The organism is Micromonospora sp. NPDC049497 (genome assembly GCF_044465805.1).
Taxonomy (GTDB): Bacteria; Actinomycetota; Actinomycetes; order Mycobacteriales; family Micromonosporaceae; genus Micromonospora.
The window spans coordinates 184,461-202,672 of sequence record NZ_JBITMC010000004.1; the positions used below are offsets into that span (position 1 = coordinate 184,461).

Genomic DNA, 18,212 nt, shown 5'->3' on the forward strand with positions numbered 1-18,212 from the left:
GGCGCCCCCGGGGGGGGGGCCGGGGGGGGGGGGGCGCCGGGCGGCGCCCCCCCCGGCCCCGGGGGGGGCCCGGGGGGGGGGGGGGGCCCCCCACGTCGTTGCGGCGCTTGACCTCGGCGGACATCCGCGGTAGAAACCTCTTGGTTATTGAACCAGGAGGTTATATTCAGTGGACACGGACGCGCTCGACGCCACCTTCTCGGCCCTTGCCGACCCGACCCGCCGGGCCATCCTCGCCCGGCTCGCGGCCGGCGAGGCGACCGTGACCGAGCTGGCCGCGCCGTTCGCGATGAGCCAGCCGGCCATCTCCAAGCACCTCCGGGTGCTGGAACGCGCCGGCCTGGTCACGCGGGGGCGGGACGCCCAACGGCGACCCTGCCGGCTGGCGGCCGAGCCGCTGCGGGAGGCCACGGCGTGGCTGGCGGACTACCGCGACTACTGGGCGGAGAGCTACCAGCGCCTGGACGCGCTACTGGACGACCTCCAGCGCAGCGGCACCGAGAGCCGCGCCCGGTGACGGGCACCCACGACCCACTCGTGGTGCACGCGCCCGGTGACCGGCACATCGTGCTCAGCCGGATGTTCGACGCGGCGGCTCCGCTGGTCTTCGGCGCGTTCACCCGGCCGGAGCTGCTGGTCCGCTGGTACGGGGCGCGGGGCTGGCGGCTCGTCGAGTGCGAGGTCGACCTGCGGGTGGGCGGCCGCTGGCGCTTCGTGTCGCACGGCCCCGGCGGGCGGATGGTGCAGTACGGCACGTACCGGACGGTCGACCCGCCGCACCGGCTGGCCTGCACCGAGCTCTTCGAGGACCAGTCCTATCCGGGCGAGACGCTGGTCGACCACGAGTTCACCGAACTGGTCGGGCGGACCACCGTCACCACCACCCTGCGGTACGCCACACCCGAGGGCCGGGACACGGTGTTGCGCTATCCGATGGCCCGTGGCGTCGGAGAGAGCTTCACCCGCCTGGCCGACCTGCTCCACCAGACATCGACGACAGGAGAGATTCCGTGAACTGGACGCTGGAAGTGGTGGTCGTACCGGTCTCCGACGTGGACCGGGCGAAGGAGTTCTACGCCGAGCGGCTCGGCTTCGCCGTCGACCACGACACCGTGATCAACGACGACGCGCGGATCGTACAGCTGACCCCGCCGGGCTCCGGCTGCTCGATCGTCATCGGCAAGGGCGTGGTGCCCGACATGCCGCCGGGGTCGCTCAAGGGCCTCCAACTGGTCGTGCCGGACCTCCACAAGGCCCGCGCCGAGCTGGTCGAGCGGGGTGTCGAGGTCAGCGAGATCCAGGTGGTGGGCAAGAACCCGCGCCCCGTGCCGGAGCCTCTGGACAACGTCGGCTTCGTCTTCTTCACCGACCCGGACGGCAACTCCTGGGGCGTGCAGCAGATCTCCAGCCGCCCTTGAGCGCCCGCCCCACCGGCGATAGGCGTTAAGAAGGGCCCCTTCCTCTACCGCAGGCGTTAAGAAGGGGCCCTTCCTTTCACAGGCGGCGGGGGCCGGTGTCGGGGCGGGCGGCGGCGGAACCGACGCGGACCGTCGCGTGCAGCACCGAGATGCCGTCGGGTCGCGCGAGCACCGGGTTCAGCGTCAACGCGCGGACCCGGGGCTGCTCGTCGGCGAGCCGGCCCACACGCAGCAGCAGGTCCGCCAGGGCGGCCCGGTCCACCGGCGCGGCCCCCCGGTGACCGCGCAGCAGCGGCGCCGCGCGCGGCTCGTCGACGAGTTCGGCGGCGTCGCGGTCGGTCAGCGGCACCGCCCGCCAGGCCCGGTCCCCGAGCAGCTCGGTGGCGACGCCGCCGAGGCCGAAGCCCACCACCGGGCCGAACGCAGGGTCCTCCACCAGCTCCACCACACAGGCCACGCCGGGCGGGACCATCGGCTGGACCAGGACGTCCGCGCCGAAGACCGTCGCCATCTCGGCGTACGCGCGGTGCACCGTCGCCGCGTCCGGCAGGTCGAGACGGACGGCCCCGAGGTCCAGCCGGTGCCGCAGACCGGGGGCGGCGGCCTTCAGGGCCACCGGGAACCCGAGCCGCGTCGCCGCGTCCACCGCCTCGTCGACCGTGCGCGCCGGCACCGACTGGACCACGTCGATGCCGTACGCGGCGAGCAGCCCGATCGGGTCCAGCGCCTCGGGTCGCAGCGCCACCTGCGCCGCCTCCGGGTCGACGTCGGGCAGCTCGGGCAGGGTGCCCGGGGACCGGCGGAGCCAGTCGGCGTACGCGGTGACCCGGGCGAGGGCGCGGACCGCCTCCTCCACACCCCCGTACGCGGGCACGCCGGCCGGCGCCCGGCCGACCAGGAACGTCGCCACGGTCGGCTTGCCGGCGACGAGTGCGGCGGGCAGGGCGGCGGTGAAGTCCCGTTCCACGTCGGAGAGCTGACCGGGCAGCGGTGGCGCGAAGACCGCCACCAGGGCGTCCACCCGGTCGTCGGCGGCGGCCCCGGCGAGCGCGGCGGCGAACTCCGGCGCGCCGGCCCGGGGCCCGACGTCGCGCGGGTAGCCGTCGGCGAGGGTCAGTCCCTGTGCGGCGCAGGCGGTCGCGGCGAGGCCGGTCAGCGCCGAGGAGTTGCCGACCACGCCGACCCGGCGACCGGCCGGGAGCGGCTGGTTGGCCAGCAGCACCCCGACGTCGAGCAGCTCGGACACGGTGTCCACCCGGATCACGCCGGACTGGGCGAACAGGGCGCTGACGGCGACCTCGTCCGGGCCGGTGGAGGGGCCCAGGCCGGGTGGCCGGGCCGGCGAGGCCAGGGCGACCACCGGCTTCTCCCGCCCGATCCGTCGGGCCAGCCGGGCGAACTTGCGCGGGTTCCCGAAGGTCTCCAGGTACAGCATGATCACGTCCGTGCCGGGGTCGTCCTGCCAGTACTGCATCAGGTCGTTGCCCGACACGTCGGCCCGGTTGCCCGCGGAGACGAAGCTGGACAGGCCCAGCCCGCGCCGGTCCGCCTCGGCCAGCAGCGCCACCCCGAACGCGCCGGACTGGCTGAAGATGCCAACCCGGCCGGGCACCGGCAGCCTCGGGGCGAGCGTGGCGTTCAGGCGTACCGTCGGGTCGGTGTTGGCCACCCCGAGACAGTTCGGGCCGACCACGCGCATGCCCGCCGCGTGCGCCGCGCGGACCAGGGCGCGCTGCGCGGCCGCTCCCTCCGCGCCGGCCTCGGCGAAGCCGGCGGAGATGACCACCAGACCGTGCGCCCCGGCGGCGGCCGCGTCGGCGACCACGGCCTCCGCCGCCTCCGGCGGCACCGCCACCACGGCAAGGTCGACCGGCAGGCCCGCGTCGACGGCCGACGGGTACGCGGGCAGCCCGGCGACCGTCCGCGCGGTCGGGTGCACGGGCACCACCGCACCGGTGAAGCCCCCGTCCCGCAGGTGGCCCAGCACCGCCGCGCCGACGCCCTGCCCGGTGGCGCTGGCGCCGTAGACCGCGACCCCGCGCGGCGCGAGCAGCCGGGCGATGGAACGGGCCTCGGTGCGGTGCTCCCGGCCGCGCTGCACCTCCAGGGTGGCCTCGGTGGGCGCGATCGGGAAGGTCAGGTGCACCACGCCGTCGGCGAACTGCCGCTGCACCTGGTAGCCGAAGTCGGAGAAGACCCGCAGCATCGCGCCGTTGCTCGGCAGCACCTCCGCGACGAAGCTCATGATGCCGGCCCGCGGTGCCGCGTCGGCCAGGTGCTCCAGCAGCACCGACCCGATGCCCCGGCCCTGGTAGGCGTCCTCCACCACGAACGCCACCTCGGCCTCCGGCGCCTGGGGGCCGAGGCGCTCGTAGCGGCCGACCGCCACGATCTGGTCACCGGCCAGCACCACGAACGCCTCCCGGTCGCGGTGGTCGACGTTGACGAAGCGTTGCAGGTCCCGGTCGGGGATCCGGGGGTACGGCGAGAAGTAGCGCAGGTAGCGGGTGCGCTCGGAGAAGCGGGAGTGCATCGCCACGATTTCCGGCGCGTCCGACGGGCGGATCGGCCGCAACTGGACGGTGGTGCCGTCGCTGAGCAGCACGTCCACCGGCTGGTCCACCGTGGTCACGACGTCACCGTCCCGCCCCGGCCCGGTCAGTCACGGGGATCGTGCGGATCGAGCCCGAGCAGCGGGAAGACGGACCTCCGGGTCGCGGCGACGGCCCGGTCCACCGCTGTCGGCTCCCCCGTCGGCTGCCACGGCTCGTACGCCGGGTCCACGTCGTCGGTCATCCGCAGCGGGATCTCCCGGCCCGGACGACGGGCGGCGGCCAGCTCCCGCCAGGCGGGCGGGGTCAGCGTGGCCGGCTCCAGCGGTGCGCCGGTCGCCACGGCGAGCAGGTGCGTCCACGCCCGGGGCACCACCTCGACCAGGGCGTACCCGCCGCCGCCGGTGGCCACCCAGCGGCCCTCGCACAGCTCGTCGGCGAGTCTCCGCAGGGCGATGTACGTGGCGCGCTGCCCGTCCACGCTCAGGTGCAGGTCGGCCAGCGGGTCCAGCCGGTGGCCGTCGGCGCCGCACTGGGTCACCAGGATCTGGGGCCGGAACGCGCGCAGCACCGACGGCACGATCGCGTGGAAGGCACGCTGCCAGCCGGCGTCGTCGACGCCCGGCGGCAGCGGCACGTTCACCGCCGTCCCCTGCGCCTCCGGCCCGCCGGTCTCGTCGGGGAAGCCGGTGCCCGGGAACAGCGCCAGCGGGGTCTCGTGCAGGCTGACCGTGAGCACCCGGGGGTCGTCCCAGAAGACCTGCTGCACGCCGTCGCCGTGGTGCACGTCGACGTCCACGTACGCGACACGCTCCGCACCGAGGTCGAGCAACCGGGCGATGGCCACCGCCGGGTCGTTGTAGACGCAGAAGCCGGCGGCACGGGCCGGCATCGCGTGGTGCAGCCCACCGGCGACGCTGACCGCCCGCCGGGCCTCGCCCCGCCAGACCGCCTCGGCGGCGGCGACGGTGGCCCCGGCGATCAGCGCGCTGGACTCGTGCATCCCGTCGAAGACCGGGTTGTCGGAGGTGCCCAGTCCGAAGCCGGCGAAGAGGGGGTCGCGCGGCGCGGCGCGGACCGCGTCCAGGTAGCGCGGGTCGTGCACCCGGGCCAGCAGGTCGTCGTCGGCCGGCTCCGGCTTGACCAGCCGCACACCGGGCCGCTCCAGCACCCCCAGCTCGCGGGCGAGCGCCATGGTGAGCTCGACGCGTACCGGGTCCAGCGGGTGGTCACCCATGTCGTAGGTGAGCAGCGACGGGTCCCACACCACCACCGTGTCGTCGGACATGCGCCCATCGTCGCACGCGACCGGCAGCGGCCCGCCGCGCGCCTGCGGGTGTCGCCGACGCGCTACTCCCCCGTGGCCACCGGGCGCGACGGGTCGGCGACCCAGTTGCTCCACGAGCCGACGTAGAGCGCGGCGTCCGGACGACCCGCCAGGTGCAGGGCGAGGACGGCCTGCGCGGCGGTCACCCCCGAGCCGCAGTACGCCCCGACCGGCCGGGCGGTTTCCACCCCGGCGGCGGCGAACCGTTCCCGCAGCGCGTCGGCGGCGGGGAAGCGACCGTCGGTGACGTACTCGGGGGCGGGCACGTTCACCGCGCCGGGCACGTGGCCGGCGACCGGGTCGATCGGCTCGGTCTCGCCCCGGAAGCGCGGCGCGGCCCGCACGTCCAGCAGCACCCCCTCGTCGGCGGCGGCCAGCTCGGCGGCCCGCCCGGCGTCGAGCACCGGCAGGGCACCCGGGCGCACCTCGACGTCACCGGCCGCCGGGGTGGGCACCGCCGTCGTGGTGGGCAGTCCGGCGGCCAGCCAGGCCGGGAAGCCGCCGTGCAGGAGGCGTACGTCCCGGTGGCCCGCCCAGCGCAGCGTCCACCACGCGCGGGCGGCGGCCACCCCGTCGCCACCGTCGTACACCACGACGGGGTGACCCGCGCGGACGCCGGCGGCCCGCAGCGCGGCCTGGAGCGCCGCCGGGTCGGGCAGCGGGTGCCGACCGGCTGCGCCCGGCGGGCCGCACAGCTCGGTGTCCAGGTCGACGAAGACCGCGCCGGGCAGGTGGGCCACGGCGTAGTCGTCCCGCCCCGGTGGGCCGGTCAGCCGCCAGCGGACGTCGAGCACGGTGGGCGGGTCGGCGCGGTCCAGCTCGGCGGCGAGCCGGTCGGCCTCCACGAGGAGATCTTCGGTACCGGACATGGCGACCAGTCAACACCATCCGGGTGCGGGCCTCGCGGTTCGACGGCGGGCGTTATCGGTCGCGCGGGGTAGCATCGTGCACCGGAGGGCCACTGACGTGAAGCATGATCTGGTCGACACGACCGAGATGTACCTGCGCACCATCCTCGAGCTGGAAGAGGAGGGGGTGCCGCCGCTGCGCGCCCGGATCGCCGAACGGCTCCGGCAGAGCGGCCCCACCGTCAGCCAGACCGTCGCCCGCATGGAGCGGGACGGCCTGCTCACCGTCGAGGGCGACCGCCACCTCGCGCTCACGGCGGAGGGCCGCAGCTCCGCCGTGTCGGTCATGCGCAAACACCGCCTCGCCGAGCTGCTGCTGGTCAACGTCATCGGCATGCCCTACGAGGAGGCCCACGAGGAGGCCTGCCGGTGGGAGCACGTGATGAGCGACGCGGTCGAGAAGCGGGTCTACGACCTGCTCAACCGGCCGACCCGCTCGCCGTACGGCAACCCGATCCCGGGACTGGAGGAGCTGGGCTCCCCCGGGCCGGCCGCCGAGGCGGCCGAGGGTGAGCGCAACCTGGCGTTCCCCGGTCTCTCCGGGCCGGTCGTGGTCCGGCGGATCTGCGAGAGCGTGCAGACCGACGCCGACGTGCTGCGGCAGTTGCACGCCGCGGGGGTCGACCCTGGTGCCACGGTGACCGTCGCCCAGGAACGCGACGGCGTCTCCATCGACCGCTCCGGCGACCGGGTCCGGCTGCCGCGCGAGGTCGCCTCCCGGGTCTTCGTCGCCGCCGGCTGACGTTCCGCCGCGGCCCGGCCGTTCCGCTGCGGTCCGGCCGTCAGGTCGGGTCGTCGACGTACGGGCAGTGCCGGCAGCCGCGCCCGCAGCAGGTGCCACGGCGGGCCAGGAACCCCGCGCTGAGCACGAACAGGCCGGTCGCCGGGTCCGGGTAGCCGGCCTCACCGGCGGCCAGCGCGGCGGTGTGCGCGGCGACGATCCGCTCCCGATCGGGGTGGTCGTGCGCGAGGCGGGACGGGTGCGGCTCGGTGAGCGGCCGGCCGGCCAGGGGTCGTCGCTCTCCTGTCATCCGGGCCAGTCTAGGGACCGGTCAGGGCGCGACCGCGGCGGGCGGGCCGCTTGATCCACTCGGCGTCATTGAAGTCGGGGTGTCGTCGCGCGCGGGACACCCCGGTTTCGGTGAAGGCGAGTGGATCAACCACGTCAACCGTGGTCGGCGAAGGCGGCCACGACCCCGTCGCGGTCCACGCCGGCGGCGAGGAGCAGCCGGAGCAGCACCTTCGCCTTGTACGGGTCGAGCAGGCCCCCGTCGACCAGCCCCCGCCGTCGCAGGTCGGTCTCCGAGCCGATTGCGCCGTAGGTGTGCCGCAGGACCGACCCGGCGCCGGTGCGGGACGTCAGCACGACCGGCATCCGCTCGGCGAGCGCACCCAGCACCGGCGCGAGCGCCGGCCGGACGTGCCCGACGCCGAAGCCGGCGACCACCAGGCCGTGGCAGGCGTCGGCGACACCACCGAGCAGCAGCGCGTCGTCGTCCAGGGTCGCGGTGTGCAACGCGACGCGGGTGGCGTCGAGACGGCCCGTGTCGACCCGCGGAAGCGGCACCCGACGCTCCGGCCGGGCCAGCACCCGCACCCGACCCTCGATCACGTGCCCGACCGGGCCGGCGTTCGGCGACGAGAAGGTGCCGGTGCTGGTGCTGTGCGTCTTGCGTACCCAGCGGGCGGCGTGGATCTCGTCGTTGACCGCGACGAGCACGCCGAGGCCACGGGTGCTCGGCGCGGCGGTGACCCGGGCGGCGGCGAGCAGGTTCGCCGGCCCGTCCGCGCCGGGCAGGGTCGGGTTGCGCATCGCGCCGGTGAACACCAGCGGCGCGTCGTGCGGCCAGACCAGGTCGGCCAGGAACGCCGTCTCCTCCAGCGTGTCGGTCCCCTGGGTGACGATCACGCCGGTCGCGCCGGCGGTCACCGCCCGCGAGGCGGTGTCGACCACGTCGAGCAACTGGCGGTACGTGAGGTCGGCGCTGGGCACCGCGTGCGCGTCGCGTACGTCCAGGGGCAGCCCGATCTCCGCCAGCCCCGGCACGGCGGCAGTGAGGTCCTCGCCGGTCAGCCTGGTGACCACGCCCTGGGCACCGGGGTCGACCCCGCCCATCGCGATCGTGCCGCCGAGGGTGAACAGGGCGATGGACATGGAACCTCCCGCAGCCGTACCGGAACGCGGCCCGCAGACCGTACCGCCCGGGTCGACGTCCGGTGGGTCCGGTCCGCCGGCGCACGGCGGACCGGCGCGGCGGGTTCCGAGGTGGCGTCGCGGCACGCGGCGACGGGGCCCGGGAGAAGTCCCGGACCCCGCCGCCACTGTCGAGCCAGCTGTGATCAGACGCCGTAGATGAACTCGATGTCGACCGCACCGCCGCTGTTGCTGTTGCGCAGGTAGACGGTGTTGTTGCTCGGCCGGCGGACACCCGGGGTGGCGTCCCCGTCGCCGTCCCAGTCGCCCGGCACCGCCACGTCGCCCGAGGGACCGTGGCCGAAGATGAAGGACGCGTCGGTGCTCGTGGTGCCGTTGGTCAGGTACCAGGTCGAAATGCTGGGCCGGAACACGCCGACCCGGTCGATGCCGTCGTCGTTCCAGTCACCCGCGACCGGCCGGTCGCCCGACGGACCGTGGCCGAACTTGAAGGACATGTCGGTGCTCGTGGTGCCGTTGGTCAGGTACCACATCGACTCGCTCGGCCGGAACACGCCGACCCGGTCGATGCCGTCGCCGTTCCAGTCACCCGCGACCGGCAGGTCACCCGACGGACCGTGGCCGAACTTGAAGGACATGTCCGTGCTCGTGGTGCCGTTGGTCAGGTACCACATCGACTCGCTCGGCCGGAACACGCCGACGGTGTCGCGGCCGTCGCCGTTCCAGTCACCCGCCACCGGGATGTCACCCGACCCACCGTGGCCGAACTTGAAGACGATGTCGGCCACGCCGCTGTTGACGTTGCGCAGGTAGAAGGTCGAGTTGCTCGGACGGAAGACGCCCACCGTCTCGTCGCCGTCACCGTCCCAGTCCCCGGAGATCGGTACGTCTTCCTCGGGCACCGTCGGAGTGTCGTCGGCGGACCACCAGGAGGTCCGCTTCTCCGCGCCGGCCCAGCTGAAGCTGAAGTGGATGTGGTCGGTGTGCGGGCTGGCGCCACTGTAGGGCTGCCACCCGGCGGACGGGTCGTACGCCTTCCAGATCCTCTCGTTCCAGATGACGTACATGATGCCCAGCCGGCGGGCCATGGCGTGCTTGTTGCCGTACGAGTCGGTGGCGAGCAACCAGTTGAGCAGATCGTTCGCGTCGGCCCGCTGCGCGGTGTCGTAGTAGTTGAAGTGGTAGTCGAGCGCCCGACCCTCCTTGTGTTCACTGGTGCCGCCACTGTCGCAGTCCCGGCCGATGCCCCACGTATGCGAGCCGTAGGTCGAGTTCACCAGGTTCTTGAAGCTCGTCACACCCGGCTTGGCGGTCGGATCGCAGGTGGACTGGCCGACGTAGCTGGCGTATCCGTCGATGGAGGAGCTGAACGAGGGGGTGGCAGGTGCGGCCACGGCCGCCGTGGGGGCGACGACGACTGCCGTCGCTATGGCGGTGGCCAACGTGCCGGCGACGGCGAGGCCGCCCATTCTGCGTACGCTCTGCACGAACACTAAAGTTCCTTTCGAGGGGTCGACCCGCCTTTTCCCGGCGGGCGAACGGAATTCATACGACACGCCAGAGGCGAAGTCTTGGGTCGTCAACAATCAGATTCCGCACCAGATCGTGCAGAATGGAATGCGCCGCCGAAGGGGTGTCGGTGGCCACAAATGCGATGATGTCGAAGCCGGCCGGTCCGGCCCGAATGCGCAGGTGGTTTATTCGCTCGTCCTTGCCGGCGCGCGTCCACAACTGGCTGCGCAGTTCCGCTTCGGGATAGTCGCGGTTGCCGTCGAGAGGGGCGATGCGAGCCAGGGCGGCGATCACGACTGGACGGGGCCGGACGATGCGGGTGCGATCCAGCCGAAACCCTCGGCCAGTACGGCCGATCCGCCGTCGCCGCCCGCGAACTGGGTCAGCGCCACGGTCGCCACCGTGGCGAGAACTACGGCGACGTACAGCCGGCTGGAAAGGTTCCGGAGTGCAGACATGGCCATTCCTCTCGCAGAAGCAGTTGGGAGATTCGGGCCGATCCGGCCCCGTTCCGGTGTTGTCCACCGCGTTGGGAGAAGCGTGCCGCAGCCGTGTGCCGCTGTCACCGGGTTGCGGGTGGCGGAATCCTGCCTGGCGAGAAGTCGCAATGGCCGCGACCGGGGCTTCGCACCCGTCGTCGCTCCCCTATGATCACAACTGATTGACACGGGGGAGGGTCAATGCTGGAGGCATTGGGTTTGTCGGCGACGGATGAGTCCGTCTACCTGACGATGATCGCGCAGCCGACGTTGGATGTGGCCGGGCTGGCGGACCATCTCCACATCGACCAGTCACAGGTGCACCGTGCGTTGGACACCCTGGCCGGCCTGGCGCTGATCCGTCTCGACGGTCCCGGCGGCACCGCCCGAGCCGTACGCCCCAAGACCGGGCTCGCCGCGCTGTTGACGAGGGTGGAGGCCGACATCGCGGTCCGCCAGCGACAGATCGAGGCGGCCCGGACGGCGATCGCCGACCTGGCGACGACGCACGAACAACAGGAGGTGGCGATCCGGCTGGAGGGCATCGAGACGGTCCGGGAGAGGCTCGACGAGCTCGCCCGGACGGCCACGGTGGAATGCCTCTCCTTCACTCCAGGCGTGGCGCAACCTACCGACACCCTGCAGTCCGAGGCGCCCCTCAACGCGGCGGCTCTCGAGCGGACCGTACGCATCCGCAACGTCTATCAGGACAGCTTCCGCAACGACCCGGCGACGCTGGCGCACGCACGGCGGATGGCGGCGTTGGGCAGCGAATCCCGTACGGTGCCGACGCTGCCGATGCGCATGGTCATCGTCGACCGGAGCATCGCGCTGACGCCGATCGACCCGCAGCAACCGCGACTCGGCGCCCTGGAACTCCGTAGTCCGGGCCTGGTCGCCGCTCTGCTCGCCCTCTTCGAACAGGTCTGGGAGCAGGGCATCCCGTTCGGCGACAGCCCCGGCAAGCCGTCGACGGCGCTGGGTCCGCAGGAGAAGGCGCTGCTGCGGCTATACGCGGCCGGGCACACCGACGAGTCGGCGGCCCGGCAGCTGGGTGTCTCCGCCCGGAGCGTCCAGCGGTTGATGAACTCGCTGACCGATCGGCTCCAGGCGAGCAGTCGCTTCCAGGCGGGCGTCGAGGCGGCCCGGCGCGGTTGGATCTGAGCCCGGCAGGAAGGCCGCCGTGCGCGCGCGTCCCTGGGCACGTTCCCTCCGCGGCCTGGCCGCGCCCCACTGATCGGCCGGCCGGCGGTACGGTCCCCGCACAGGAGCCCTCTCCTGCTGCGGCACGAGCGCGTCCGGAGCTGACGCAACGGCTGCGCGGGTAAAGGCCATTGGCTTCCTCGTGCTCCCGGCCTATGGTTGCCGGATGCGTCGGTCGGGTCAGCAGGCGGGCGCCGCCGTCGTGACGGCGGCGGCGTACGCTGCCGCGCGCCGCCGCGTGTGGGCGACCACCCCCGCGATCCGGGTGGTGCGCACCGCCGTGCCGTCCGCCGCCGGTTCGGCGGTCTCCATCCCGCCGAGCCCGACCGGACGTGGTCCTCCCTGGCGCGGTACGAGTACATCCCGACCAGCCAGCAGGGCGAAGCGTCAGCGCTTCGGCCCTTTTTCTTTTTCCGGAGGAGTCCACGCCATGACCACCCATCTGCACCCGGACGAGCGGCAACGACTCGACACGCTGCGTGCCGCACTGACCCACGACTTCGAGGTGCACACCGCGCGGCTGACGCAGCTCACCGCGGACACCGGCGACCCGGGCGAGGCCCACACCCGGAGCGCGCTGATCGCCGCCACCCGCCAGAGCCTGGACCAGATCACCGACGCGTTGCACCGCATCGCCGAGGGGCGGTACGGCACGTGCGAGCGGTGCGCCGCGCCGATCCCCGCCGAACGCCTGGAGGTGCTGCCCCACGCGCGCTTCTGCGTGCCCTGCCAGCAGCAGCACGCCGGCTGACGGCCCACGACTGCCGTGCCGGGTTCCGGCACGGCAGTCGCCGTGGGCCTACGGTCAGACGCCGGCACTCCGCGTCTCGTTCGGATGACGGGGCGCTCTCCGACTCGATATCTCCTCAAGGTGCTTCCGCTGGTGCTGGCGGACCATCTCGTTCCACACCTCCTGGTCATGGTCCGGATCGGGCGGGATCCACCGGTGCGAGCCGTCGCTGTAGTGGAAACGCTCATCCCCCCGCCGCAGGACACTCACCGGACCCACCCGAGGAACCGTCGGTGCAGCAGCCCCGCCGGGACCCAGGTCAGATCCTCGGCGGCCCAGACGAGGTACGAGCCCATGTGGATCGCGAGCGAGACGGGAGCACTGTCGAACTCCGCCCGCAGCTCGGCGCGCCTCGTCGCGCACGGCCACGGCCCGCCACAACCACCGCAGCTCCACACCGGAAGGACCGGGCCGTGGGTGGTGGTCACGACCGGCCGCCCAGGAAGGGCCAGGTCGCGGCGCGGGCCTGCCAGCGGGTCGCCCATTCGGCCTGGGAGCAGGGGTACGGAGTCAGCCGGTGACAGGTTAGTGGTCGGACCCTACCGATCTGATGTCATGGATGAATCGGTGCCGCCCATCGAACCTCACGCATGGGTAGCCGTGACGTCACGAATGACTCAGCTCGACAGGAGCAATTCGACACTGGTCGTCACCCACCGCCGCTGCGTAGGCAAGCGGAACCGTACGGGTAGGCATACGTCACGCCAAACAATCACAGCGGGTGGGTAACTGCGGCGAGGTAACGCCTCCCCCCGCCGTCTTGCACGCAAGTGATCGATCAACCAGGCCGGATGCCGCACTGCTCCCGGGTTGAGGCAACGATGCACCGCGGCGAGCGCGGCCTGCCGAGCGGGTCCACAGGACCGTCAATCGGTGACCCAGCCGAGCACCGCAACCTCCGCACCGAAATCCTGTACGACGAGCGGTGTGGTCGCCATGCCGGCAGTCCAGTATTGGACTCACACCAGTACGCACAGCGATGAGCCCCGGACGCTCCAGCGCCCGGGGCTCATCGCGCTCGTACGTCAGCTGCAGCCGCTGGTGGAGCCGCAGCCCTCGCAGACGTAGCAGCTACCGGCCGGGCGCATCTTCGTACCGCAGGTGAAGCAGAGCGGCGCGTCGGCGGCCTTGCCGATCACGGCCTCCAGCAGCTCGGTGCTGGAACCGACCGACGGCGCCGGCTTGGCGGCGGCGACGTCGGCGGTCTCCTGCGCCGGCTGGGCGATCGGGCCGGTCTTCGGCTCGACGGGAGCCTCGACCGGGGCGGAGGCGGCCATCGCGGTGAGGTCCGTACCGCTGGCCTCCGCCTCCGCCTCGGCCCGCAGCTGGGCGGCCCGCTCCTGGGCGGTGAAGATGCCCAGCTCCGCGCGGCGCTCGTACGGCAGGAAGTCCAGGGCCAGGCGACGGAAGATGTAGTCCATCACCGAGGCGGCCATCCGCACGTCCGGGTCGTCGGTCATGCCGGCCGGCTCGAAGCGCATGTTGGTGAACTTGCTGACGTACGTCTCCAGCGGCACGCCGTACTGGAGGCCGATGGAGATGGCCACCGAGAAGGCGTCCATCACACCGGCGAGGGTCGAGCCCTGCTTCGACATCTTGAGGAAGACCTCGCCGAGGCCGTCGTCCGGGTAGGACGACGCGGTGAGGTAGCCCTCGGCGCCGCCGACGGAGAAGCTGACCGTCTGCGACGGGCGCTTCTTCGGCAGCCGCTTGCGCACCGGGCGGTACTCGACGACCTTCTCCACGACCTTCTCGACCTCGGCCGGCGCGGCCTCCACCGAGGCGACGGCCTTGTTGGACTTGCCCACCGAGAGCGGCTGACCGACCTTGCAGTTGTCGCGGTAGATCGCCAGCGCCTTGAGGCCGAGCTTCCAGCCCTCGAAGTAGATCTTCTCGACGTCCTCGACGGTCGCCGCCTCCGGCATGTTGACCGTCTTGGAGATGGCGCCGGAGACGAACGGTTGGATGGCCGCCATCATCCGCACGTGGCCCATCGGGGCGATGGACCGCTCACCCATCGCGCAGTCGAAGACCGGGTAGTGCTCCGGCTTGAGGCCGGGGGCGTCCACCACGTGGCCGTGGTCGGCGATGTGCTCGACGATCGCCTCGACCTGCTCCTCGGGGTAGCCGAGGCTGCGCAGGGCGCGCGGCACGGTCTGGTTGACGATCTGCATCGAGCCGCCACCGACCAGCTTCTTGAACTTGACCAGCGCCAGGTCCGGCTCCACGCCGGTGGTGTCGCAGTCCATCATGAAGCCGATGGTGCCGGTCGGGGCGAGCACGCTGGCCTGCGCGTTGCGCCAGCCGAACCTGTCACCGACCTTGTTGCCCTGGGTCCACTGCTTCGTGGCCTCCCGCACGATCGCGGTGGCCACCGGGCTGGTGGGCTTGATCTCGTCGTTGGCGGCGGCGTGCTTGCGCATGACCCGCTTGTGCGGCTCGGCGTTGCGGGCGTAGCCCTCGTAGGCGCCGACGACGCCGGCCAGCTCCGCCGAGCGGCGGTACGCGGTGCCGGTCATCAGCGAGGTGATCGCCGCGGCGACCGAGCGGCCCTGCTCCGAGTCGTACGGGAGGCCGGAGGCCATCAGAAGGGCGCCGAGGTTGGCGTAGCCGATGCCGAGCTGCCGGTAGGCGCGGGAGGTCTCACCGATCTTCTCGGTCGGGAAGTCGGCGAAGCAGATCGAGATGTCCATCGCGGTGATGACCAGCTCGACGGACTTGACGAACTTCTCCACCTCGAAGCCACCGTCGGCGCGGAGGAACTTCATCAGGTTCAGCGAGGCCAGGTTGCACGAGGAGTTGTCCAGGTGCAGGTACTCCGAGCACGGGTTCGACGCGGTGATCCGCCCGGTCTCGGGGCAGGTGTGCCAGTCGTTGATGGTGTCGTCGTACTGGAGGCCGGGGTCGGCGCACTCCCAGGCGGCCTGGGAGATGCTGCGGAACAGCTTCTTCGCGTTGATCGTCTCGATCGTCGCCCCGTCGAGCCGGCCGCGCAGGTCGAACCCGCCGTCGTTCTCCACCGCCGTCATGAACTCGTCGGAGACCCGGACCGAGTTGTTGGCGTTCTGGTACTGCACGCTGACGATGTCGGCGCCACCGAGGTCCATGTCGAACCCGGCGTCGCGCAGCGCGCGGATCTTGTCCTCCTCGCGCGCCTTGGTGACCACGAACTCCTGGATGTCCGGGTGGTCCACGTCGAGGATGACCATCTTCGCCGCGCGCCGGGTGGCGCCGCCGGACTTGATGGTGCCGGCGGAGGCGTCCGCGCCGCGCATGAAGCTGACCGGGCCGGAGGCGTTGCCGCCGGAGGAGAGCAGCTCGCGGGAGGACCGGATCCGGGACAGGTTGACCCCGGAGCCGGAGCCGCCCTTGAAGATCAGCCCCTCCTCCTTGTACCAGTCCAGGATGGAGTCCATCGAGTCGTCGACGGCGAGGATGAAGCAGGCGCTGACCTGCTGCGGCGACGGCGTGCCGACGTTGAACCACACCGGCGAGTTGAAGCTGAACACCTGGTGCAGCAGCATCCAGGTCAGCTCGTGGGCGAAGACCTCGGCGTCGGCCGGGCTGGCGAAGTAGCCGTACTCCTCACCGGCGGTGCGGTAGGTGGTGACGACCCGGTCGATCAGCTGCCGGAGCGACCACTCCCGCTCCGGGGTGCCCACCGCGCCACGGAAGTACTTGGTGGTGACGATGTTGGCCGCGTTGACGCTCCACGACTCCGGGAACTCCACGCCGCGCTGCTCGAAGTTGATCGAGCCGTCGCGCCAGTTCGTCATGACGACGTCGCGCCGCTCCCACGCGACCTCGTCGTAGGGGTGCACCCCCGCGGTGGTCCAGACCCGCTCGACCTTGATGCCCGCCGTCGCGCCAGCCTTCGACCGTGACCTGCTCGTTGTCACACCATCCCCCGACATCTCATCCGCCCCCTCGTCCGCACGGTCACCCGCCGCGCGTTCCGACTGTCTTCTCAAACTGCAAAAATCAATGTGTACGGCCGGCGGCGCCGGCCCCCTCGGCCCCGGCGCCCTCGCGGGCGCGTGCGGCGGCCCGCAGCGTCTCGATCTCCCGCTCGAAGTCGGCGAGCGAGTCGAACGACCTATAGACGCTGGCGAACCGCAGGTAGGCCACCTCGTCCAGGTCCCGCAGGGGACCCAGGATCGCCAACCCCACCTCGTGGCTCGGAAGCTCGGCGGCCCCCTTGGCGCGGACGGTCTCCTCGACCTTCTGCGCCAGCAGGGCGATCGAGTCCTCGTCCACCGGCCGGCCCTGGCACGCCTTGCGCACCCCGCCGATGATCTTCGTACGACTGAACGGCTCGGTCACCCCGCTGCGCTTGACCACCGCGAGCACCGCCTCCTCGACGGTGGTGAACCGCTTGCCGCACTCGGGGCAGGACCGCCGCCGGCGGATCAACTGGCCGTCGTCGGCCTCCCGCGAGTCGACGACCCGGGAGTCGGGGTGCCGGCAGTACGGACACCGCATCGCCCGACCTCCTCCATCGACCGCGGGCCCGCCGACCGCCCTCCGGGCACGCGCCATCACGGCGGAGCCATCGCCCGATGGTTTCGCCGTGCCGACGGTACGGGAGTGCGGTCGGTAGTCGAACCCAACCTGTAGGCGACTTACGCCCGTGTGACTACTACATCTAGGGGTCGACCGTATGCCGCGGACGATCCGAGGTCAAGTTGGCCGGCGTGTCCGGCGCGTCACCTGCGACGCCCCTTTCCGGGCGACCCGAGAGCCCAACGCCACGCCACCGGTGGGGGTTACCGGCCACCCGGTCGGGAGGTGCCGACGAACCGCTGGCGTCGAACAGTCGTTCGACCCGACGTACCATTTATCAGAACAGGAGTACGAACCGATCGGATTTTCACCCCGACACGCCGAACGAGGTCGTACAGATGTTTGAAAATGACTGATCTCACCTATACGGTCATCAACAACCGGCTTCGGCGATCCCCCGCCGATCCGGGCACCACATCACACGCGCCACGAGCCGCCGAGGCACCCAGCGCCGACCAGGGAGGACGGACGTGACCGAGGACCGGGCCAGCCGGCCGAAGACCCCGCAGAAGATCACCGAGGCGGGTCCGCCGGCCACCCGACGCCGCGGCGCCGCGCGCAGCCGGGCCGGGCAGCCGGCCGTACGACCGGTCACCCCGGTGGTGAGCGCCTTCCCGGACCCGACGACGGTCGACCTGACCGCCCGCCAACGGCGGATCCTGGAGTTCATCCGCACCTGGGTCGAGCGGCACGGCTACCCGCCGAGCGTCCGGGAGATCGGCGAGGCGGTCGGCCTCGTCTCGCCGTCGAGCGTCGCCTACCAGCTCAAAGAGCTGGAGAAGAAGGGCTTCCTGCGCCGCGACCCCAACCGTCCCCGCGCGGTGGACGTCCGGGCGCCCAGCGACGTGGACGACGAGGTGTCCCGTGCACAGCGCCCGACCCCGGCGTACGTGCCGATGCTGGGCCGCATCGCCGCCGGTGGGCCGATCCTCGCCGAGCAGGCCGTGGAGGACATCTTCCCCCTGCCCCGCGAGCTCGTCGGTGAGGGCGAGGTCTTCATGCTCCAGGTCAAGGGCGACTCGATGCTGGACGCGGCCATCTGCGACGGCGACTGGGTGGTCGTCCGGCAGCAGCCGACCGCCGACTCCGGTGAGATCGTCGCCGCCATGCTCGACGGCGAGGCGACGGTGAAGACGTACCGCCGCCGTGACGGGCACGTCTGGCTCATGCCGCAGAACCCGGCCTTCGACCCGATCCCCGGCGACGACGCGACCATCATGGGCCGGGTCGTCGCGGTGCTCCGCCGAATCTGACGCCGTTCGGGGTGGCCGCCGGTCGGCGGTCACCCCGGGCACAACATCCGTG

General features: G+C 72.3%; 19 protein-coding genes. 7 read left to right on the forward strand and 12 right to left on the reverse strand.

The genetic code is table 11. The annotated features are described in order from the left end of the window. Nucleotides 1–169: 169 nt before the first annotated feature. The 3 genes from ACIBR0_RS08600 to ACIBR0_RS08610 all read left to right on the forward strand — a co-directional run bounded on the left by ACIBR0_RS08600 (nucleotide 170) and on the right by ACIBR0_RS08610 (nucleotide 1,418). The gene (locus tag ACIBR0_RS08600; protein ID WP_396713566.1) at nucleotides 170–517 is read left to right on the forward strand and encodes an ArsR/SmtB family transcription factor; all 348 of its coding nucleotides are present in this window, start codon (nucleotides 170–172) and stop codon (nucleotides 515–517) included. Between the two features lie 62 nt (nucleotides 518–579). Then, the gene (locus ACIBR0_RS08605; protein WP_396713824.1) at nucleotides 580–1,014 is read left to right on the forward strand and encodes an SRPBCC domain-containing protein; all 435 of its coding nucleotides are present in this window, start codon (nucleotides 580–582) and stop codon (nucleotides 1,012–1,014) included. After that, nucleotides 1,011–1,418, forward strand: coding sequence for a VOC family protein (locus ACIBR0_RS08610; protein ID WP_396713568.1), 408 nt, complete (start codon nucleotides 1,011–1,013; stop codon nucleotides 1,416–1,418). The genes ACIBR0_RS08605 and ACIBR0_RS08610 overlap by 4 nt, the downstream gene beginning before the upstream one ends. 76 nt (nucleotides 1,419–1,494) lie before the next feature. Here the strand turns inward: ACIBR0_RS08610 and ACIBR0_RS08615 are convergent, their stop codons facing one another. The 3 genes from ACIBR0_RS08615 to ACIBR0_RS08625 all read right to left on the reverse strand — a co-directional run bounded on the left by ACIBR0_RS08615 (nucleotide 1,495) and on the right by ACIBR0_RS08625 (nucleotide 6,166). Next, nucleotides 1,495–4,050, reverse strand: a complete 2,556-nt coding sequence (locus ACIBR0_RS08615) for a GNAT family N-acetyltransferase (RefSeq protein WP_396713570.1) — start codon at nucleotides 4,048–4,050, stop codon at nucleotides 1,495–1,497. Between the two features lie 26 nt (nucleotides 4,051–4,076). Beyond that, complete coding sequence (locus ACIBR0_RS08620) at nucleotides 4,077–5,258, reverse strand: acetoin utilization protein AcuC (protein ID WP_396713572.1); 1,182 nt, start codon at nucleotides 5,256–5,258, stop codon at nucleotides 4,077–4,079. A 62-nt stretch (nucleotides 5,259–5,320) separates the two neighbouring features. Continuing rightward, nucleotides 5,321–6,166, reverse strand: coding sequence for a sulfurtransferase (locus tag ACIBR0_RS08625; RefSeq protein WP_396713574.1), 846 nt, complete (start codon nucleotides 6,164–6,166; stop codon nucleotides 5,321–5,323). 97 nt (nucleotides 6,167–6,263) lie between these two features. Here ACIBR0_RS08625 and ACIBR0_RS08630 point away from each other — a divergent pair, with 97 nt between their 5' ends. Then, on the forward strand, nucleotides 6,264–6,947 hold the full coding sequence (locus ACIBR0_RS08630) for a metal-dependent transcriptional regulator (RefSeq protein WP_396713576.1): 684 nt from the start codon (nucleotides 6,264–6,266) through the stop codon (nucleotides 6,945–6,947). Between the two features lie 40 nt (nucleotides 6,948–6,987). Here ACIBR0_RS08630 and ACIBR0_RS08635 read toward each other — a convergent pair whose 3' ends face one another. The 5 genes from ACIBR0_RS08635 to ACIBR0_RS08655 all read right to left on the reverse strand — a co-directional run bounded on the left by ACIBR0_RS08635 (nucleotide 6,988) and on the right by ACIBR0_RS08655 (nucleotide 10,330). After that, nucleotides 6,988–7,236, reverse strand: coding sequence for a DUF5522 domain-containing protein (locus tag ACIBR0_RS08635; protein WP_357034460.1), 249 nt, complete (start codon nucleotides 7,234–7,236; stop codon nucleotides 6,988–6,990). A gap of 134 nt (nucleotides 7,237–7,370) precedes the next feature. Beyond that, nucleotides 7,371–8,360: an asparaginase gene (locus tag ACIBR0_RS08640; RefSeq protein WP_396713579.1), complete on the reverse strand. Its 990-nt coding sequence runs from the start codon at nucleotides 8,358–8,360 to the stop codon at nucleotides 7,371–7,373. 185 nt (nucleotides 8,361–8,545) lie between these two features. Next, entirely contained in the window at nucleotides 8,546–9,853 is a 1,308-nt protein-coding gene (locus ACIBR0_RS08645; RefSeq protein ID WP_396713581.1) for a hypothetical protein, read from the reverse strand. A 52-nt stretch (nucleotides 9,854–9,905) separates the two neighbouring features. Next, the gene (locus ACIBR0_RS08650; protein ID WP_396713583.1) at nucleotides 9,906–10,166 is read right to left on the reverse strand and encodes a hypothetical protein; all 261 of its coding nucleotides are present in this window, start codon (nucleotides 10,164–10,166) and stop codon (nucleotides 9,906–9,908) included. Then, nucleotides 10,163–10,330: a hypothetical protein gene (locus tag ACIBR0_RS08655; protein WP_396713585.1), complete on the reverse strand. Its 168-nt coding sequence runs from the start codon at nucleotides 10,328–10,330 to the stop codon at nucleotides 10,163–10,165. The genes ACIBR0_RS08650 and ACIBR0_RS08655 overlap by 4 nt, the downstream gene beginning before the upstream one ends. 222 nt (nucleotides 10,331–10,552) lie before the next feature. Between ACIBR0_RS08655 and ACIBR0_RS08660 the strand changes: the two genes are divergently transcribed. Further along, complete coding sequence (locus tag ACIBR0_RS08660; RefSeq protein ID WP_396713587.1) at nucleotides 10,553–11,515, forward strand: LuxR C-terminal-related transcriptional regulator; 963 nt, start codon at nucleotides 10,553–10,555, stop codon at nucleotides 11,513–11,515. A gap of 219 nt (nucleotides 11,516–11,734) precedes the next feature. Here the strand turns inward: ACIBR0_RS08660 and ACIBR0_RS08665 are convergent, their stop codons facing one another. Further along, nucleotides 11,735–11,866: a hypothetical protein gene (locus ACIBR0_RS08665; protein ID WP_396713589.1), complete on the reverse strand. Its 132-nt coding sequence runs from the start codon at nucleotides 11,864–11,866 to the stop codon at nucleotides 11,735–11,737. Nucleotides 11,867–11,984: 118 nt separating this feature from the next. Here ACIBR0_RS08665 and ACIBR0_RS08670 point away from each other — a divergent pair, with 118 nt between their 5' ends. Continuing rightward, complete coding sequence (locus ACIBR0_RS08670) at nucleotides 11,985–12,305, forward strand: TraR/DksA family transcriptional regulator (RefSeq protein ID WP_396713591.1); 321 nt, start codon at nucleotides 11,985–11,987, stop codon at nucleotides 12,303–12,305. 245 nt (nucleotides 12,306–12,550) lie between these two features. Here ACIBR0_RS08670 and ACIBR0_RS08675 read toward each other — a convergent pair whose 3' ends face one another. From ACIBR0_RS08675 to nrdR, 3 genes are all read right to left on the reverse strand, one after another. Continuing rightward, nucleotides 12,551–12,772, reverse strand: coding sequence for a hypothetical protein (locus ACIBR0_RS08675; RefSeq protein WP_396713592.1), 222 nt, complete (start codon nucleotides 12,770–12,772; stop codon nucleotides 12,551–12,553). Nucleotides 12,773–13,369: 597 nt separating this feature from the next. Then, the gene (locus ACIBR0_RS08680) at nucleotides 13,370–16,258 is read right to left on the reverse strand and encodes a vitamin B12-dependent ribonucleotide reductase (RefSeq protein ID WP_396713594.1); all 2,889 of its coding nucleotides are present in this window, start codon (nucleotides 16,256–16,258) and stop codon (nucleotides 13,370–13,372) included. Between the two features lie 67 nt (nucleotides 16,259–16,325). Then, nucleotides 16,326–16,826 (reverse strand): transcriptional regulator NrdR, encoded by a 501-nt coding sequence (gene nrdR / locus ACIBR0_RS08685; RefSeq protein ID WP_396713596.1) that lies wholly within the window; start codon nucleotides 16,824–16,826, stop codon nucleotides 16,326–16,328. A 551-nt stretch (nucleotides 16,827–17,377) separates the two neighbouring features. On the opposite strand from nrdR, the gene lexA reads away from it, so the two are divergent. Further along, on the forward strand, nucleotides 17,378–18,160 hold the full coding sequence (gene lexA, locus ACIBR0_RS08690; RefSeq protein ID WP_396713598.1) for a transcriptional repressor LexA: 783 nt from the start codon (nucleotides 17,378–17,380) through the stop codon (nucleotides 18,158–18,160). Nucleotides 18,161–18,212 lie beyond the last annotated feature (52 nt).

What these genes read in the sequence shown, in the direction of transcription:
- ACIBR0_RS08605 (WP_396713824.1), top strand. Translation starts at nt 580, where the DNA reads ATGTTCGACGCGGCGGCTCCGCTGGTCTTCGGCGCGTTCACCCGGCCG.
- ACIBR0_RS08620 (WP_396713572.1), bottom strand. Translation starts at nt 5,258, where the DNA reads ATGTCCGACGACACGGTGGTGGTGTGGGACCCGTCGCTGCTCACCTAC.
- ACIBR0_RS08625 (WP_396713574.1), bottom strand. Translation starts at nt 6,166, where the DNA reads ATGTCCGGTACCGAAGATCTCCTCGTGGAGGCCGACCGGCTCGCCGCC.
- ACIBR0_RS08635 (WP_357034460.1), bottom strand. Translation starts at nt 7,236, where the DNA reads ATGACAGGAGAGCGACGACCCCTGGCCGGCCGGCCGCTCACCGAGCCG.
- ACIBR0_RS08640 (WP_396713579.1), bottom strand. Translation starts at nt 8,360, where the DNA reads ATGTCCATCGCCCTGTTCACCCTCGGCGGCACGATCGCGATGGGCGGG.
- ACIBR0_RS08655 (WP_396713585.1), bottom strand. Translation starts at nt 10,330, where the DNA reads ATGTCTGCACTCCGGAACCTTTCCAGCCGGCTGTACGTCGCCGTAGTT.
- ACIBR0_RS08660 (WP_396713587.1), top strand. Translation starts at nt 10,553, where the DNA reads ATGCTGGAGGCATTGGGTTTGTCGGCGACGGATGAGTCCGTCTACCTG.
- ACIBR0_RS08665 (WP_396713589.1), bottom strand. Translation starts at nt 11,866, where the DNA reads ATGGAGACCGCCGAACCGGCGGCGGACGGCACGGCGGTGCGCACCACC.
- ACIBR0_RS08670 (WP_396713591.1), top strand. Translation starts at nt 11,985, where the DNA reads ATGACCACCCATCTGCACCCGGACGAGCGGCAACGACTCGACACGCTG.
- ACIBR0_RS08680 (WP_396713594.1), bottom strand. Translation starts at nt 16,258, where the DNA reads ATGTCGGGGGATGGTGTGACAACGAGCAGGTCACGGTCGAAGGCTGGC.
- nrdR (WP_396713596.1), bottom strand. Translation starts at nt 16,826, where the DNA reads ATGCGGTGTCCGTACTGCCGGCACCCCGACTCCCGGGTCGTCGACTCG.